Source organism: Streptomyces sp. NPDC104367 (assembly GCF_055583825.1).
The window spans coordinates 358,196-373,055 of sequence record NZ_JBVJND010000004.1 but is presented as its reverse complement, the minus strand read 5'-3'; the positions used below and the strand labels follow the sequence as shown (position 1 = coordinate 373,055).

At 72.2% G+C, this 14,860-nt stretch carries 16 protein-coding genes; 4 read left to right on the top strand and 12 right to left on the bottom strand.

Annotated elements, in window-relative coordinates:
* Positions 1-2 precede the first annotated feature (2 nt).
* The 5 genes from ACZ619_RS08945 to ACZ619_RS08925 all read right to left on the bottom strand — a co-directional run bounded on the left by ACZ619_RS08945 (position 3) and on the right by ACZ619_RS08925 (position 6,388).
* Positions 3-1,586, bottom strand: a complete 1,584-nt coding sequence (locus ACZ619_RS08945; protein ID WP_469595994.1) for an ABC transporter substrate-binding protein — start codon at positions 1,584-1,586, stop codon at positions 3-5.
* 253 nt (positions 1,587-1,839) lie between these two features.
* On the bottom strand, positions 1,840-2,283 hold the full coding sequence (locus tag ACZ619_RS08940) for a Fur family transcriptional regulator (protein WP_469595991.1): 444 nt from the start codon (positions 2,281-2,283) through the stop codon (positions 1,840-1,842).
* 69 nt (positions 2,284-2,352) lie between these two features.
* Positions 2,353-2,559 (bottom strand): DUF2180 family protein, encoded by a 207-nt coding sequence (locus ACZ619_RS08935; RefSeq protein WP_469595989.1) that lies wholly within the window; start codon positions 2,557-2,559, stop codon positions 2,353-2,355.
* 87 nt (positions 2,560-2,646) lie between these two features.
* Positions 2,647-4,548, bottom strand: a complete 1,902-nt coding sequence (locus ACZ619_RS08930) for an FHA domain-containing protein (protein WP_469595986.1) — start codon at positions 4,546-4,548, stop codon at positions 2,647-2,649.
* A 226-nt stretch (positions 4,549-4,774) separates the two neighbouring features.
* The gene (locus ACZ619_RS08925) at positions 4,775-6,388 is read right to left on the bottom strand and encodes a purple acid phosphatase family protein (RefSeq protein WP_469595983.1); all 1,614 of its coding nucleotides are present in this window, start codon (positions 6,386-6,388) and stop codon (positions 4,775-4,777) included.
* Between the two features lie 217 nt (positions 6,389-6,605).
* On the opposite strand from ACZ619_RS08925, the gene ACZ619_RS08920 reads away from it, so the two are divergent.
* The gene (locus tag ACZ619_RS08920; protein WP_469595980.1) at positions 6,606-6,806 is read left to right on the top strand and encodes a helix-turn-helix domain-containing protein; all 201 of its coding nucleotides are present in this window, start codon (positions 6,606-6,608) and stop codon (positions 6,804-6,806) included.
* Between the two features lie 43 nt (positions 6,807-6,849).
* Here the strand turns inward: ACZ619_RS08920 and ACZ619_RS08915 are convergent, their stop codons facing one another.
* From ACZ619_RS08915 to paaA, 7 genes are all read right to left on the bottom strand, one after another.
* Positions 6,850-7,191: a hypothetical protein gene (locus tag ACZ619_RS08915; RefSeq protein WP_469595978.1), complete on the bottom strand. Its 342-nt coding sequence runs from the start codon at positions 7,189-7,191 to the stop codon at positions 6,850-6,852.
* A gap of 617 nt (positions 7,192-7,808) precedes the next feature.
* The gene (locus tag ACZ619_RS08910) at positions 7,809-8,498 is read right to left on the bottom strand and encodes a DinB family protein (RefSeq protein ID WP_469595975.1); all 690 of its coding nucleotides are present in this window, start codon (positions 8,496-8,498) and stop codon (positions 7,809-7,811) included.
* Between the two features lie 109 nt (positions 8,499-8,607).
* A complete protein-coding gene (gene paaE, locus ACZ619_RS08905; protein WP_469595973.1) occupies positions 8,608-9,729 on the bottom strand; it encodes a 1,2-phenylacetyl-CoA epoxidase subunit PaaE in 1,122 nt (373 codons plus the stop codon).
* The gene (gene paaD, locus ACZ619_RS08900) at positions 9,729-10,244 is read right to left on the bottom strand and encodes a 1,2-phenylacetyl-CoA epoxidase subunit PaaD (protein WP_469595971.1); all 516 of its coding nucleotides are present in this window, start codon (positions 10,242-10,244) and stop codon (positions 9,729-9,731) included. Before paaD ends, paaE begins: the two co-directional genes overlap by 1 nt.
* Complete coding sequence (paaC, locus tag ACZ619_RS08895) at positions 10,238-11,068, bottom strand: 1,2-phenylacetyl-CoA epoxidase subunit PaaC (RefSeq protein WP_469595968.1); 831 nt, start codon at positions 11,066-11,068, stop codon at positions 10,238-10,240. The genes paaD and paaC overlap by 7 nt, the downstream gene beginning before the upstream one ends.
* Before the next feature lie 9 nt (positions 11,069-11,077).
* Positions 11,078-11,368, bottom strand: a complete 291-nt coding sequence (paaB, locus tag ACZ619_RS08890; RefSeq protein ID WP_469595966.1) for a 1,2-phenylacetyl-CoA epoxidase subunit PaaB — start codon at positions 11,366-11,368, stop codon at positions 11,078-11,080.
* Positions 11,365-12,336, bottom strand: a complete 972-nt coding sequence (gene paaA / locus ACZ619_RS08885; RefSeq protein WP_469595964.1) for a 1,2-phenylacetyl-CoA epoxidase subunit PaaA — start codon at positions 12,334-12,336, stop codon at positions 11,365-11,367. The genes paaB and paaA overlap by 4 nt, the downstream gene beginning before the upstream one ends.
* 190 nt (positions 12,337-12,526) lie before the next feature.
* On the opposite strand from paaA, the gene paaI reads away from it, so the two are divergent.
* The 3 genes from paaI to ACZ619_RS08870 are packed head-to-tail and all read left to right on the top strand — an operon-like array spanning position 12,527 to position 14,858.
* Positions 12,527-12,958, top strand: coding sequence for a hydroxyphenylacetyl-CoA thioesterase PaaI (gene paaI / locus ACZ619_RS08880; RefSeq protein WP_469595961.1), 432 nt, complete (start codon positions 12,527-12,529; stop codon positions 12,956-12,958).
* Positions 12,955-14,301 (top strand): phenylacetate--CoA ligase PaaK, encoded by a 1,347-nt coding sequence (paaK, locus tag ACZ619_RS08875; protein ID WP_469595959.1) that lies wholly within the window; start codon positions 12,955-12,957, stop codon positions 14,299-14,301. Before paaI ends, paaK begins: the two co-directional genes overlap by 4 nt.
* A gap of 41 nt (positions 14,302-14,342) precedes the next feature.
* Positions 14,343-14,858: a GNAT family N-acetyltransferase gene (locus ACZ619_RS08870; RefSeq protein WP_469595956.1), complete on the top strand. Its 516-nt coding sequence runs from the start codon at positions 14,343-14,345 to the stop codon at positions 14,856-14,858.
* The last annotated feature ends 2 nt before the right edge of the window (positions 14,859-14,860 follow it).

The following is a 14,860-nucleotide window of genomic DNA, read 5'->3' as shown; positions in this document are numbered from 1 at the left end:
GCTCAGGCCCCCTTCACGCCGATGTTGAGGTAGTCGAACTCGAAGCCGTGCTCGGCGTAGCCGCGGACCTTGCGGGAGATGCCGACGAGCCGGTCGGCGAACATCGGGGTCATCGCCCCGCCCCGTTCGATCACCAGCGTCTGCGCCTCGCCGTACAGTTCACGGCGCAGCGCGTCGTCGGTCTCGGCGCGGGCCCGGTCCAGGACGGCGTCGAACTCCTTGTCGGACCAGGCGGTCTCGTTGTAGGAGGAGCCGCCGCGGAAGATCTGGGTGAAGAGCTGGTCGACGGGCCGCCCGGTGAACCAGTAGGTGGCCATGAGCGGCTTCTTCATCCAGATCTGCGTGTAGTACGAGTCCGCGGCGGCCGTCTTCACCCTGATCCGGATGCCGGCCCGCTTGGCGGAGTCCTGGTAGGCGAGCGCCATCGGCGTGAACAGGGGGTCGTACGACGAGGTGTAGAGGTCGACGCTCAGTCCCTCGTGCCCGGCCTGCTTGAGGAGGTGGCGGGCCTGGTCGGGATCGTGCGCGGGGTGGGCGGAGATGCGGGCGGGGTCGCTCGGCGGTACCGGGTTGTCCCAGCCGGCGGTGCCCGCGCCCTGGAGCGCCACCTTCACGACGTGCTCGGGGTCGTAGGCGAGCTTCATGGCCTGCCGGACGCGGACGTCGGTGAAGGGCTTCTCGGTGGTGAGCATCGGCAGCACGTACCACTGCGCGTCCTTCACCCGGGCGACGGTGGCGCGGTCGGAGGCGGCGACCACCCGGGCGGTGGCGAAGTCGAGGTTGGTCTGGGAGAGCAGGTCCACCTGGCCGGCGAGCAGGGCGTTGGACCGGGCGGACATGTCGGCGACCGAGTAGAAGGCGACGGCGTCCAGGACCGGGCGGCCGGCCCAGTGGTCCTTGTTCGCGGTGACCCGGCCGGGGCCCGCCGGGGCGAAGGACTCCAGCCGGAAGGGGCCGGTGCCGATGCCGGTGCGGCCGATGCCCTTCGCGCTGCCGTCGGGGATGACGTAGCAGTTGTAGTGCGTCAGCAGGCTCGGGAACTCGGCGTTCGGGGTCTTGAGCGGGACGACGAGGGTGTGGGCGTCCGGGGTCCGCAGGGTGCCCGGGTCGACGAGCGGGGCGAGGACGGCGGCCTGGGGTGAGGCGGTGGCCTTGTCGAGGATGTGCCGCAGGGTGTAGGCGGCGTCGGCGGCGGTGAAGGCGCGTCCGTCGTGGAAGGTGACGCCCTTGCGGAGCCGGAAGGTCCAGGTGCGGGCCTTGGCGTCGGACTCCCAGGACTCGGCGAGGTCGGGCGCGAGTTCGCCGTCCGTGCCGACGCGGACCAGCCGGTTGTAGAGGGCGCCGAGGTACTCGTAGGCCGACAGGGAGCTCGCCGGGTCGAGGGTCTCGGCGTCGGAGGCCGGGGGCCGGGCGATGCGCAGGGTGCCGCCGGGGTCGGGCTCCCCCTTGAGGGCGGCTGCGGTCAGGTCGGGGGCGGCGGCTGCCCCCGTACAGCCGGTGAGCAGCCAGGACGCGCCGAGGGAGGCCGCGCCGGCCGCGCCCAGGGCGAGCACCGAGCGGCGCCCTGGGAGGTGGATGTCGGGCATGGACCGACCGTCTCTCTCGCTATTCGTTCAGCGGAACGATTGAGTGAAGTGCGTGAACGATAACCAGGGGACGACTTCCCGCCAACCCTTCGGACGCGGAAATTAACCTCGCGAAACGGATCGGTAACGGCATGCGGCCCGTCGGCGCGCGGCACGCCGGGGCACGCCGGGGCACGGCAGCACGACGGCCGGGCGCCCGTTCCCGGGCGCCCGGCCGTTGCTCGTCGGTGTTCAGGCCGCGCGGCGCGCGGTCTCACTGCCGCGCGGCGGCCTCCTGGCAGCCCGAGCACAGGCCCCACCAGGTGATCTCGGCCTCGTCGACGGCGAAGCCCCTGTCCTCGCCGGGGGTGAGGCACGGCGCCGCGCCGACGCTGCAGTCGACGTCCTCGATGAGGCCGCAGCGGCGGCAGACGAGGTGGTGGTGGTTGTCGCCGACCCGCAGTTCGTAGCGGGCGGGGGAACCGGCGGGCTCGATGCAGCGGACGAGACCCGCCTCGGCCAGGTCGTCCAGCACGTTGTAGAGGCCCTGCCGGGAGAGTCCGCCCGCCGTGGCCCCGCCCGCGCCGATGCGCGTCTCGAGATCCGCCGCGGTGGAGTGCGGGTGGCCCTGGAGGGCGGCCAGTACCGCCCGGCGCTGGGCCGTGCTGCGCAGACCCTTGCGCTTGAGCAGGTCGCCCGTGAACTGCTCGGTGGTCATGTCGTTCTCCTACGGAACACGGACTGCCCGCTCCCGGTCACGATACAACCCGGAGTCGACCGAGTCGGTCTAGGAGGCCTCCGCCGTGGTGCAGGAGCCGCAGACCAGCCGCCGCGCCGGCACGGGACTGGTCATGGGGATCACACCGATCGGCCGCTGGACGGCCGCCCGGACGATCCGCGAGTGATCCGCGCAGGTGAAGAGGCCGCAGCGCGTGCAGGCGCCGATCCCGGTGGTGTCGGTCCGCCCGTCCTGGGCGCAGTCGTAACAGTGCATGGCGCTTCCTGGTGAGTACGTGTGCCGACGGGGACCTTCCCCTCGGCGCACCTCGAACATAACCTCCCAGTTTTGACAGAGTCAACTCTAGGAGGCGGGCTCCAGCGCCTCGACGGCGGCCGCGGCCGCGGAGGAGTCCTGGCCGTAGAAGATGTCGATGTCGACCTCCTCGCCGCCCATCGTCAGGGTGTCCCAGGCGCCGCTGAGGACGAGCATCCGCAGGGTGGCGGGCTCCAGCGTGCCGAGCCGCTCCAGGATCGCCCCGTCGTCCGGCATGCCGGGCAGCCGGCGGGCGAGGCGGGCACGGATGGCCCCCATGCGCTCCAGCAGGGTGCGGGTGTCCGCCGCGCGGTCGGGCTCCTCGGGGATGCCGTCGATGCCGTGGCCGATGATGTCCTTGATGGCCCAGGTGACGCCCCGGTCGTCGGTGGTGACCATCGCCTTCCACGCCCGGCTCTTGTGCCGGTACTGGAGCATCGACATGGCCGCCTCGTGCCGCAGGAAGTCCGCGTCACGGAACGGCCTGCCGTTCCAGACGCTGTTGAGCGAGCGGGCCAGCGAGATCGCGGACGCCAGACCGCTGTTGAGACCGCGGCCCGGCCAGAAGTGGATCGCGTTGGCGGCGTCGCCGAGCAGGAAGCCGTAGGTGCCCGGCGAGTTCGCGGTGGGCGGCAGCAACTCGGCTGAGAAACGGGGCCGTTGCACCATGTCGAGGCGGAAACTGGTCACCGCCGTCAGGTCGTCGGACTCGACGCCGAACAGGAGCAGCCCCTCGCGCACCCGCCGCCACAGCGGCGACCCCTTCACCAGCGCGGGCAGGAAGAGCGTGCCGTGCGTCGAGCACTGGAAGTCGCCGTACTGGTCGCGGTCCATCAGGCACGGCCGGGAGGCGATGCACTCCTCGAAGACGCGGCGGACCGGGTCGAGGCCGATGACCTCGGCGGCCTCCGCGTCGGTCAGCCGCATGTTGAGGAACCCCTCGCCGCGCAGCGAGTTGAGGAGGAAGCGGTTCTGGGCGACCGTCAGCAGCACCGCCATGGGGTCGCTCAGGCCGGACTTCACCCGCAGGCCGAGGACGACGTCCTGGAGATGGCGGCCGTCCAGGGAGTAGATCGACTCGTCGGCCTTGCCGAACCGGGCGGCGAAGTGCTCCCGGGTGCGCGAGCGGCCGCCGTCGCAGATCGCCAGTACGTGCCGGCCGGCGAGCCCGTCCTGCTGCTGCGCCGCGTCGAACCTGGCCGGTACGAGCCGGATGCGGTCCCGCTTCTCGTTGGCGAGTTCCAGGAGCCGGTCCTCGATGTAGGCGATGCGCATGTTGCGCGGGTGGTGGTCGCCGACCGAGTCCGGACCGGAGGGCCACATCTCCGTGAAGTGCTCCGGGTCGAAGAGGCGGGCCCGGACCTCCTCCGGCCAGGCGAGGTACTGGCGGCTCTGCACGGTCACCACCTGCTGGCGCCGTACGTTGCCCTCGGCCTGGCTCTTCCACACGACGGTGCGGCCCTGCTTGCGCCACCTGCCGTCGTAGACGGCGATCTGCGCCTGGCGGCCGAGGAAGTGCTCCAGCAGCAGGGCGAGGGACAGTCCGACCGGGCCGCCGCCGGCGACGGTGACCCGCAGGACGGGCCCCTGTTCGCCCTCGTCCGGGCCGTGGGTCACGGACCGGGGCAGGGAGAGCGCCATCAGCGTCTCCATGGCGTCCGCCACCTCGAAGCGGAACAGCTGGTCGCCGAGGGTGAGCGCGTCACCGGGCCGCAGCAGCCGGGACTCCACCTCCTCGCCGTTGACCAGCGTGCCGTTGCTGCTGTCCAGGTCCCGCAGCACATAGCCCTTGTCCTCGTCGAAGACGATCTCCGCGTGGAAGCGGGAGACGCTCAGGCTGGAGATGACGACCGTGTTCTCCGAGTTGCGTCCGAAGGTGACGCGGGTGTCCAGGACCGGAATGCGCTCCCCCGCCAGCAGACCTTCGAGCCCGACCAGCACCGGTGCCACGGCACTTCCTTCCAGGAGTGGATGACATCGCACAGCCCCCGAGCGGGAGCATCAAGTCGCTCAGCCAAGTATCCCCGGAAGGCGGGCCGGTGCAATCCCGCGTGAACCGGCGGAACTTGACCGGCATCCGGCACCCGGCACCCGCCCGCCGGCCACCACCGCCCGACCCGTGACCGGCCGCCGGTGTGCCGGATCAGGCGGTGCCAGGATCAGGCGGTAAGCCGGATCAGGCGGTGCGGCCGTCGGAGCGCTGGCGGTGCAGGGTGAAGTTCTCGAAGACCGTCAGTTCGCCGTGCGGCTTGTTCACGTTGTAGTACGTCACGTGCATCCGCGTGGTGTCACCGGCGTGCCGGCCCGGGTCCACGGTGAACGCGGCGAAGCCGTAAGGGTGTTCCACGTCCCGGACGCCCGTCCACACCGCCTGCTCCTTCACGTAGGTGGAGGTGCGCTTGCCGTTCGGGCCGGCGGTCGCCGACACGGCGGTGATCACCTTGGCCGTGCCGTCGGTGAAGAACTTCTGGTTCGTGGTGCCCGAGACGCCCCCGCCGCCGAGGACCATGTGCACGGTGCCGAGGCCGCTGTCGATGTCGTCGGTGACCGGTGAGGCCGGGTTCGGCGTCAGCGTCTCGCTGCTCGCCACGACCCCGCGCACGGCCAGCGAGCGTTCGTAGTTGTGCTCGTGGCCGCACAGCACCAGGTCGACGCCGTAGCGGTCGAAGAGGGGGCCGTACTTCTCGCGCAGGCCCAGGTCCGCGCCGTTGGCGTCCGAGGAGCTGATCATGACCTGGTGCATGGCGACCACCACCCAGTCGATGTCGCGCGAGGACCGCGCCGCTTTCAGCTCCCTCTCCAGGAAGGCGAGTTGCCGGCCGCCCGAGTAGCCGCTGATGTAGACGTCACCGCCGTCCTGGAGGCAGTTGTCGTCGTTCTGGAGCACGATCACCCGGACCGACCCGGCCGTGAACGCGTACCAGAGACCGGCGAGTTCGGCGTCCGTCTCGGTGGAGGGAAGGGCGAAGTAGGCCTGGTAGGCGCCGAGGCCGAGCGGGCCGTTGGCCTTCTCGATCTCGTGGTTGCCGGCCGCCGGCATCCAGGGGCGGAAGCGCGCGGAACGGGTGTTGTTGGTGAAGAAGTTGTTCCAGGTGCGCACCCGGTCGACGTCCAGGTTGGCGTAGCAGAGGTCGCCGTTGAGCAGGTGGAAGAGCGGGGCGACCTGCTCGATGCCGGTGACGATGTCCTTCGTCGCGGGCGTGGAGTTCGCGTCCAGGGCGACCGTGCCGTCGGCCGCCCAGGTGACCTGGGGTGCCGACTGGTCGCCGAAGCTGGTGAAGGTGAGGGGCGTCCGGCCGCGCGGGGCGGTGCGGAAGGTGCCGCTGTCCGGGGTCGCGCCCTCGTGGGCGGCGAGGTAGAGGTACTCGGTGCCCGGGGTGAGCCGGTTCAGCCGGGCGTGGTGGACGTGGACGGTGCGGTTCGAGGTGCCGTCGACGTAGGTGACGGTCCGCGCGGCCGCGCTGGAGCCGAGGCCGTGCTCCAGGGTGCCGTAGCGCACGACGGGCTTGGCGACGGGACCGTCGGTGATCCACGAGACCGTCATCTGGGTCCGCGGGTCCGCGCCGAAGGTGAGGTGCAGGCCCTGGACGGGGGGTGCCCCTGAGGAGTCCGCGGTGAGGTGGAAGGCCGGTGCGGACAGCGGCGCGGCCTGCGCCGTCCCCGCCCCCAGCAGTCCGGTGGCGGCCGCGCCCGCCCCCGCGGTCCCCAGCAGACCCAGCGCGTGCCGACGGCTGAGCCCCTGCGGGTCCCCCGCCGATCCGTCCTGTGATGACTCTGCCTGTGTGGTCATGACGTCCTTTCGACGAGCGGCTGAGCTGACAACGACCGCACCCTGGCCCAGCCCAACTGCGGTCACATGAACACCACATGGCCACCCGGCCAGCACCCGCCGGGCAGCGGCCCGCCATGACCGCCCCTTGCCCGCGCCTTTGCCCTCACCCGTCCTGCGCTTGACCGGCCCGGGAGCCGCGGGGCCCACCGGCGTGCGCACGCCGTGGCGTGTCGGCATGACCTTCTACGAGTGGCGCACGCTCCTGCGCGTCCAGCACGCGCTCCTGCTCCTCGCCGACGGCCACGACACCACCCACACCGCCCACGCCTGCGGCTGGTCCGACCCCAGCGGCTTCATCGCAGCCTTCACCCAGATCCTCGGAACCACCCCGGGCCGCTACGGGACCGGCCACCGATCCGGCCCCCGAACCGGCTGACCCGGCACCGCCCGGCCGCCGCAGGACATGGGCGGTTCCCCGGTTAGGACGCGCTCGCCAGGATCGTGGTGACGCACAGGACCATGGCGACGGTGATGAGGGTCATCGCGATCAGTGTGCCGCGCAGCCAGCGGCCGAAGCGGGCGTGATGGCGTTGTTCCACCACGCTGACGCGGGCGGCGATGTGCTCGGTCACCATGCGGGCCACGTAGGTCTGCTCGTCCAGGTACCAGCGCTCGATGTCCGTCCGCTGCTGCGGGGTCAGGCCCGGCGCCCGTGCGGTGAAGTCGGCGACACGCCGCCGCGCCGCCCTCAGGTGGGCCTGCTGGTAGAGGAAGTCCTGGATGTCGGTCAGGCCGCGGGCGGCCTCCTCGCTCGTGTCCATGGTGTGCTCCACAGGTGAGGCGGCGGCTGTCCGGCCGGTGCTGTGGTGCGTGGACGCGGCGTACGCGCCTCAGCGCCGAGAGGGAGAGCAGCGCGCACGAACGTATCGAGCCGGGGCTGATCGGGCCGGCGATCTCACGAACGCCGCGCAGTGGGCTGAGGCGGACGGTCGGACAGACAAGCGTGACAAGTTCCGCGGAAGGCCGCAAGAGCAGCGGCAGCGTTCCGTCGCGCAGCCGGCCGACCGCTGCATCGCGCAGTGGACGGCCGCGGACGCCGTCGAACGCCTTACGGCCATCGAGGGGTTGTGGGCCGAGGACGGCACGCACATGCTCCAGCCGCCCGTGGAGATCCGGGAGGCCGCCGTGGAACTCGGCTTCGCACACGCGACGTTGGAGGCCCAGGGGTACGACGCGTCAGAACGCCGGGGGCGCGGAGCCACGAACGCTTCGTCGGGAAGCAGGCGATCACCTTCCGGGCCCGCCCCGGCGCTGTGCGGCTGAACGGTGTGGTGAAGTCCGCCTGGGACGCGGTGTCCGCGCGCAGGGCCGGGTCGAGCCGGCTCAGGCGCAGGCGGCGCTGCGTTCGCGCAGGATGCGGGGGAGGTCCACGGGGCTGCTAGCGGGCCTGCCACAGGTCACGGAGGAGGGCTGTCTCGGCCATGTGGTGGATGAATTCGAGGTTGGTGCCCCACAGCACGTCGACGAAGGGTTCGTCGGGGTCGGAGCCGTACGGGTACCGGGAGAAGCCGACGGTGTCGAGCTGTTCGTCGGTGACGGTGGCGACGCTGTCGCGCCAGCGGTCCACCTCCGTCCAGAACCGGTCGAGGGCCAGGGCTGCGCTGGGGGTGAAGTCCACCAGTTGCTTCGGATCCCGGCTCCGCGGCCCGAAGGTCCACTCCCAGCGGCCCGCGAAACCCGAGTGCAGATGCCCCAGCCGCCACGCGACGGTGGTCACCGCGGTCCGGTCGGGCTCCGGCGGGCCGGTGCGGTGGAGGATCTCCTCGACCCGTTCGACGCCGACGCTCCAGTCCTCGGCGATCCTGGCGACGGGCATGCCTGCGGCGGCCTGCCGGGCGACCTCCGCGTACTCGCCGGCCGGGATGTCCGGGGCGCCCAGGTCCAGCACCCAGTCTCCGGGACCGTAGGCCCGGGGTGTCCTCGCCTCGGCCCGGCGGCGGAGCGACCAGCAGCCCGGTACCGGTTCCCACAGGTACTCCTCGTCGCCGAGGCCCGTCAGCCGCGCCTGCGCCCGTTCCCTGGCGCAGTCGAACTGGTCGAGCAGCAGTCCCAGTCGGCCGGTCCCCATGTCTGGCTCCCCTCGCGGTCACCCGTCCCGCCTCGCTCAGGCGGAGGGTAACGACTCCCCCGCGGGACGCGCGACGGAATTCCGGGGCCACGGCGGCGGGGACGGGCCGTCAGCTGTCGTAGTCGACGGTCAGTTTCTCGGAGACCGGGTAGGACTGGCAGGTCAGAACGTAGCCGGCCGCCACCTCGGCGGGTTCCAGCGCGTAGTTGCGGCGCATGTCGGCCTCGCCGTCGACGACGCGCGCGCGGCACGTGCCGCACACCCCTCCCTTGCAGGCGAAGGGGAGGTCCGGGCGGATGCGGGCGGCGGAGTCGAGGAGGGTGGCGCCGCGCGGGAGGCGCGCGGTGGTGGAGCGGCCGTCGAGGGTGACGGTGACCTCGCTGGCGGGGCCGGCCGCCGGGGCCTCCTCGTGGCGGACGGGTTCGACCGGCTCGCCGCCCTCGTCGGCGTAGAAGAGTTCCTGGTGGACCCGGTGGCCGGGGACGCCCAGCCCGGCGAGGACCTGCCGCGCGTCGCGGACCATGCCGTGCGGGCCGCAGAGCCACCAGTGGTCGGCGGACGGGACGTCGACCAGTCCTCCGACGAGGGCGGCGAGCCGGTCGGCGTCGATGCGGCCGGAGAGCAGTTCGGCCTCGCGGGGTTCGCGCGACAGGACGTGGGCGAGCTGGAAGCGGGTGCGGTACTCGTCCTTCAGGTCGGCGAGTTCGTCGGCGAACATCACGGTGTCGGTGCGGCGGTTGCCGTAGAACAGCGTGACCTCGGAGCGGTCGTCGGCGGCCAGGACGGACTCGGCGATGGACATCATGGGGGTGATGCCGGAGCCGGCCGCGATCAGCACATGCCGGCCGGGCTCGGTGAGGTCGGGGGTGAAGGCGCCGGTGGGGGCCATCACCTCGACGGTGTCGCCCGGCCGGACCTCGTGGACCAGCCAGGCGGAGAAGAGTCCGCCGGGCACCTCGCGGACACCGATGCGGGGCGGCCGGCCGGCCGGTGAGCAGATCGAGTAGGAGCGCCGTTCGTCGCACCCGCCGGTCTCCCGGCGCAGGGTGAGGGCCTGGCCGGGGGCGAAGGCGTACTCCTCGGCCAGCGCGGCGGGGACGTCGAAGGTGACCGCCACGGCGTCCTCGCACAGCCGCTGGACCGCCGCGACGCGCAGCAGGTGGAAGGCGGGCCGGCGCCGGCGCGCTGTCGTCGCGGGGGCACCTGCGGCCGGTGCCGTCAGCTCTGCCATCAGATCTCCTTGACGTACTCGAACGGCTCGCGGCAGGCGAGGCACCGCCACAGGGCCTTGCAGGAGGTGGCCGCGAACCGGGAGGTCTCCTCGGTGTCGGCGGATCCGCAGCGCGGACACGCCACGCGGCGCCGGGTCGGCGACAGGTCCAGCGGGACGGGGCCCGCGGCGGGCGCCGGCGCGGTCAGGGGCGGTGCGATGCCGTGCGCGGCGAGTTTGCGGCGGCCCTCGGGGGTGATCCAGTCGCTGGTCCACGGCGGGTCGAGGACGGTGCGGATCTCGACGCGGTCGAAGCCGGCGTCCCGCAGGCGGACGGCGACCCCGGCGCGCATCTCGGCCATGGCGGGGCAGCCCGAGTAGGTCGGGGTGAGGCTCGCGACCACCGTGCCGTCGGCGGTGACCGTCACCTCGCGGAGCACCCCGAGGTCGGCCAGGGTGAGCATGGGCAGTTCGGGGTCGGGCACCTGTCCGGCGAGGTGCCGGGCCCGCCGCAGGCCGGACAGGGCGGTCACCATGTCGCCTCCGGGTGGGCGCGGGCCACGCTCTGGAGTTCCGCCAGCAGCGGGGCCAGGTGCTCGGTGTGGTCGCCGTCCCGGCCGTGCCCGGGTGCGGGCGCGGTGCCCGGCAGCGGGAGGCCGGCGGCGTCGAGGACCTGCCGGAGATCGGCGAGCACCGCGCCGCGCGCGTCGTGGGCGGCGAACAGCTCCTCCCAGTACGGGGACTGCGTCTCCAGGGCCGTCCGCATGCGCGCGTGGGACTCCTCGGTGCCGTCGCCCAGGCGTACGACCCACTCGGCGGCGTACTGGCGGTGGTAGGTGAGTTCCTTGACGCCCTTGGCGGCGACGGCCGCGAGCACCGGGTCGGCCGCGGACGCCAGTTCCGTGAAGTGGGCGAGGCGCCAGCTGGCGAACACCAGCAGCCGCAGGACGGAGAAGGCGAAGTCGCCGTTGGGCAGTTCGGCCAGGCGCACGTTGCGGAAGGCGTCGGCGTCGCGGAAGTAGGCGTAGGCGTCCTCGGTCCGGCCGGTGCCGTCCGCCTGGCCGCAGCGGGCGTACAGCAGGCGGGCCTGGCCGAGGAGGTCGAGCCCGATGTTGGCGAGCGCCACCTCCTCCTCCAGCTCGGGGGCGCGGGTGATCCACTCGGCGAACCGCTGGGCCAGGACCAGCGCGTCGTCGCCGAGCGCGAGGCAGCAGGCCGCGAGCCCGGCGGCGTCGACGGTGCCGGGTACGGCGGTGTCGACGCCGTGCAGGGGATCCTCGAAGCCGGTGCCGAACGCCCAGCGGGCGTCGCCCTCGTCGTGGCCCTCGGCCAGGCTCAGGTAGACGTGGTCGTCGCTCATCACCGGCTCCTAGATGTGCGGGACGTCGTCGGGGATGTCGTAGAAGGTGGGGTGCCGGTAGACCTTGTCGGCGCTGGGGGCGAAGAAGGGGTCCTTCTCGTCCCGGGTGGAGGCGGCGATGTGCTCAGAGCGGACGACCCAGATGCTGACACCCTCGTTGCGCCGGGTGTACAGGTCACGGGCGTGGGTGAGAGCCATCCGGTCGTCGGCGGCGTGCAGCGAGCCGACGTGCACGTGGTTGAGGCCGCGCTTGCCGCGCACGAACACCTCGTACAGGGGCCAGTTGCCGGTGTCGCTCATGCCACGTCCTCCGCTCGTGTCCGGGCGGCCTGCTTGGCGGCGTGGGCGCCGGCGGCCGCCCGCACCCACGCGCCCTCCTCGTGGGCGGTGCGCCTGCGCTCCAGCCGCTGGGCGTTGCAGGGGCCGTTGCCGCTGATGACCTCCCTGAGCTCGGCGAAGTCGGGGGTGCCGAAGTCGTGGTGGCCGCGCTCCTCGTTCCAGCGCAGTTCGGGGTCGGGGAGGGTGACGCCGAGCCGGGCGGCCTGGGGCACGGTCATGTCGACGAAGCGCCGGCGCAGTTCGTCGTTGCTGTGCCGCTTGATCTTCCAGGCCATCGACTGCGCGGAGTTGGGCGAGTCGTCGTCGGGCGGGCCGAACATCATCAGGGACGGCCACCACCAGCGGTCGACCGCGTCCTGCACCATCTCCCGCTGGGCCTCGGTGCCGCGCATCATCGTGAGCAGCAGTTCGTAGCCCTGCCGCTGGTGGAAGGACTCCTCCTTGCAGATCCGGACCATGGCGCGCGCGTAGGGGCCGTACGAGCTGCGGCACAGGGGCACCTGGTTGCAGATGGCCGCGCCGTCCACGAACCAGCCGATGACGCCGACGTCGGCGAAGCTGAGCGTCGGGTAGTTGAAGATCGAGGAGTACTTCTGGCGGCCTTCGAGGAGGCGCTGGTTGAGGTCGGCCCGGTCGGTGCCGAGGGTCTCGGCGGCCGAGTACAGGTACAGGCCGTGGCCGGCCTCGTCCTGGACCTTGGCGAACAGGATCGCCTTGCGGCGCAGCGACGGCGCCCTGGTGATCCACTCGCCCTCCGGCTGCATGCCGATGATCTCCGAGTGCGCGTGCTGGGCGATCTGCCGGACCAGCGTCCTGCGGTAGCCCTCCGGCATCCAGTCGCGCGGCTCGATCCGCCGGTCGTGCGCGATCGTCGCCTCGAAGTGGGACTCCAGGTCGTGCTCGGCGTCCCTGCCGGGCCCTTCGGTCATCTCCACCACTCCCTACCGACCATTCGTTCGGTTCATCATAGGCCGCCACCGCCCCGGTCTGGCAAGAGGCGGGCCGCCGCGCGCCCCGTCCCCACCCGCGGCCACTGCCTTGACATGCGGGGAACCGGCTGGATTACTTGACCTGGCCGCATGCTAACCGAATGTTCGGTCGGTCCACGAGGTGGTGGAGATGACGATCCAGGTACCGGGCACCACGCCTGGCCCCGTCGAGACGATGTTCGCCGCGGACGAGGCGTCCCGAGCACTGGGCATCGAGCTGCTCGAGCACGGCGAAGGGACCGCCGTGCTCCGGATGACCGTGACGTCCTCGCAGGTCAACGGGCATCGGATCGCCCACGGCGGCCATCTGTTCCTCCTCGCCGACTCGGCGTTCGCCTGCGCCTGCAACAGCCACGGCCCCGTGACCGTCGCCGCCGGCGCCGACATCGACTTCGTCGCGCCCGCCTACGAGGGCGACGTCCTGGTGGCCACCGCCCGGGAGCGCGTCCGGTTCGGCCGCAGCGGCGTCTACGACGTGAGCGTCGTACGCGGCGACGAGGTGATCGCGGAGTTCCGCGGCCGCAGCCGCACTCTCCGCACAGCGACCGAGGAGCCGCGATGAGCAGCGAAACGACCACGTCCCGGCCCGGTGCCGTCCGCCGGGGAGAACCGCTCCCCGAAGCCCTCCTGGACGACGCCGAGCGGCTGTCCCGCGAGGAACTGGAGGCGCTCCAGCTCACCAGGCTCCGCACCACCCTGCGGCACGCCTACGACAACGTCGAGCTGTACCGCCGGAAGTTCGACGCGGCCGACGTGACCCCCGACGACTGCCGCACCCTGGCGGACCTCGCCCGCTTCCCCTTCACCACCAAGGCCGACCTGCGCGACACCTACCCCTTCGGCATGTTCGCCGTGGCGATGTCCGAGGTACGGCGCGTGCACGCGTCGAGCGGCACCACCGGCCGCCCCACCGTGGTCGGCTACACCGACGCCGACCTGTCCATGTGGGCGGACGTCGTGGCCCGCTCGATCCGGGCCGCGGGCGGCCGCCCCGGGCACAAGGTGCACATCTCCTACGGCTACGGCCTGTTCACCGGCGGCCTGGGCGCCCACTACGGCGCCGAACGCGCCGGCTGCACGGTGATCCCCGCCTCCGGCGGCATGACCGCGCGCCAGGTGCAGATCATCCAGGACTTCCGCCCCGAGATCATCATGGTCACGCCCTCCTACATGCTGACCCTGCTCGACGAGTTCGAGCGGCAGGGCGTCGATCCGCGCTCCACCTCCCTGCGGGTCGGCATCTTCGGCGCCGAGCCCTGGACGGAGGAGATGCGCCGCGAGATCGAGGAGCGGCTCGACATCCACGCGGTCGACATATACGGCCTGTCCGAGGTCATCGGCCCCGGTGTCGCACAGGAGTGCGTGGAGACCAAGGACGGGCTCCACGTCTGGGAGGACCACTTCTGCCCGGAGGTCGTGGACCCGCTCACCGACGAGGTGGCGGCCGAGGGCGGGAGCGGCGAACTGGTCCTCACCACGCTCACGAAGGAGGCGCTGCCCGTCGTCCGGTACCGCACCAGAGACCTGACCCGGCTGCTGCCCGGCACCGCGCGCCCCGCGTTCCGCCGTATCGAGAAAATCACCGGGCGCTGCGACGACATGATCATCCTGCGCGGGGTCAACGTCTTCCCGAGCCAGGTCGAGGAGATCGTGCTGCGGACGCCCGGGGTGGCACCGCACTTCCAGATCCGGATCAGCCGGCGCGGGCGGATGGACCACATGACCGTGCACGTGGAGGCCCGGCCCGACAGCGGGCCCGCCGACCGGGAGGCCGCCACGAGGGCGATCGCCCAGGGCGTCAAGGACGGCATCGGGATCACCGTGGAGGTCGCCGTCGTCGACCCGGAGACCCTGGAGCGCTCGGTCGGCAAGCTCCGCCGGGTCAAGGACCTGCGCGAGTCCTGATCGGCCGACGGACGCGGGGCCGGGTGCGTAGTGTCCTGTCCATGCCCGAACTGGAGTTGCTGCGCCCCGACCACGCGCCCGCGCTGCTCGCCTTCGAGCGGGAGAACCGCGCCTACTTCGCGGCGTCCATCCCCGACCGCGGGGACGACTACTTCGCCCGCTTCGACGAGCGGCACCGCGCACTGCTCGCCGAACAGGAGGCCGGCGTCTGCCGCTTCCACGTGATCGTCGACGCCGGGGGCGAGGTGCTGGGGCGGGTCAACCTGGTGGACATCGCGGGCGGCCGGGCCGACCTGGGGTACCGGATCGCGCGGCGGGCGGCGGGGCGGGGGCTGGCGACCTCGGCCGTGCTGAAGGTCTTCGAACTCGCCGCCGGACGGTACGGACTGACCGCCCTGAGCGCCGCCACCACCCTCGACAACGCGGCGTCCCGGGCCGTGCTGGCCCGGGTGGGATTCGTCGTCACCGGCGAGACCCTCCTCTCCGGCCGCCCCGGGCTGACGTTCCTGCGCGACCTGACGGACGTCACCACGCCCCCCGGACCGGACGGACCGTAGCC

Excerpts from the sequence above, each read along its gene's own strand:
- paaI (WP_469595961.1), top strand. The coding sequence starts at position 12,527 with ATGACGATCCAGGTACCGGGCACCACGCCTGGCCCCGTCGAGACGATG.
- ACZ619_RS08935 (WP_469595989.1), bottom strand. The coding sequence starts at position 2,559 with ATGCACTGTTACGACTGCGCCCAGGACGGGCGGACCGACACCACCGGG.
- ACZ619_RS08910 (WP_469595975.1), bottom strand. The coding sequence starts at position 8,498 with ATGGGGACCGGCCGACTGGGACTGCTGCTCGACCAGTTCGACTGCGCC.
- ACZ619_RS08870 (WP_469595956.1), top strand. The coding sequence starts at position 14,343 with ATGCCCGAACTGGAGTTGCTGCGCCCCGACCACGCGCCCGCGCTGCTC.
- paaK (WP_469595959.1), top strand. The coding sequence starts at position 12,955 with ATGAGCAGCGAAACGACCACGTCCCGGCCCGGTGCCGTCCGCCGGGGA.
- paaA (WP_469595964.1), bottom strand. The coding sequence starts at position 12,336 with ATGACCGAAGGGCCCGGCAGGGACGCCGAGCACGACCTGGAGTCCCAC.
- ACZ619_RS08945 (WP_469595994.1), bottom strand. The coding sequence starts at position 1,586 with ATGCCCGACATCCACCTCCCAGGGCGCCGCTCGGTGCTCGCCCTGGGC.
- paaE (WP_469595973.1), bottom strand. The coding sequence starts at position 9,729 with ATGGCAGAGCTGACGGCACCGGCCGCAGGTGCCCCCGCGACGACAGCG.
- ACZ619_RS08940 (WP_469595991.1), bottom strand. The coding sequence starts at position 2,283 with ATGACCACCGAGCAGTTCACGGGCGACCTGCTCAAGCGCAAGGGTCTG.
- ACZ619_RS08920 (WP_469595980.1), top strand. The coding sequence starts at position 6,606 with ATGACCTTCTACGAGTGGCGCACGCTCCTGCGCGTCCAGCACGCGCTC.
- ACZ619_RS08915 (WP_469595978.1), bottom strand. The coding sequence starts at position 7,191 with ATGGACACGAGCGAGGAGGCCGCCCGCGGCCTGACCGACATCCAGGAC.
- paaB (WP_469595966.1), bottom strand. The coding sequence starts at position 11,368 with ATGAGCGACACCGGCAACTGGCCCCTGTACGAGGTGTTCGTGCGCGGC.
- paaD (WP_469595971.1), bottom strand. The coding sequence starts at position 10,244 with ATGGTGACCGCCCTGTCCGGCCTGCGGCGGGCCCGGCACCTCGCCGGA.
- paaC (WP_469595968.1), bottom strand. The coding sequence starts at position 11,068 with ATGAGCGACGACCACGTCTACCTGAGCCTGGCCGAGGGCCACGACGAG.
- ACZ619_RS08925 (WP_469595983.1), bottom strand. The coding sequence starts at position 6,388 with ATGACCACACAGGCAGAGTCATCACAGGACGGATCGGCGGGGGACCCG.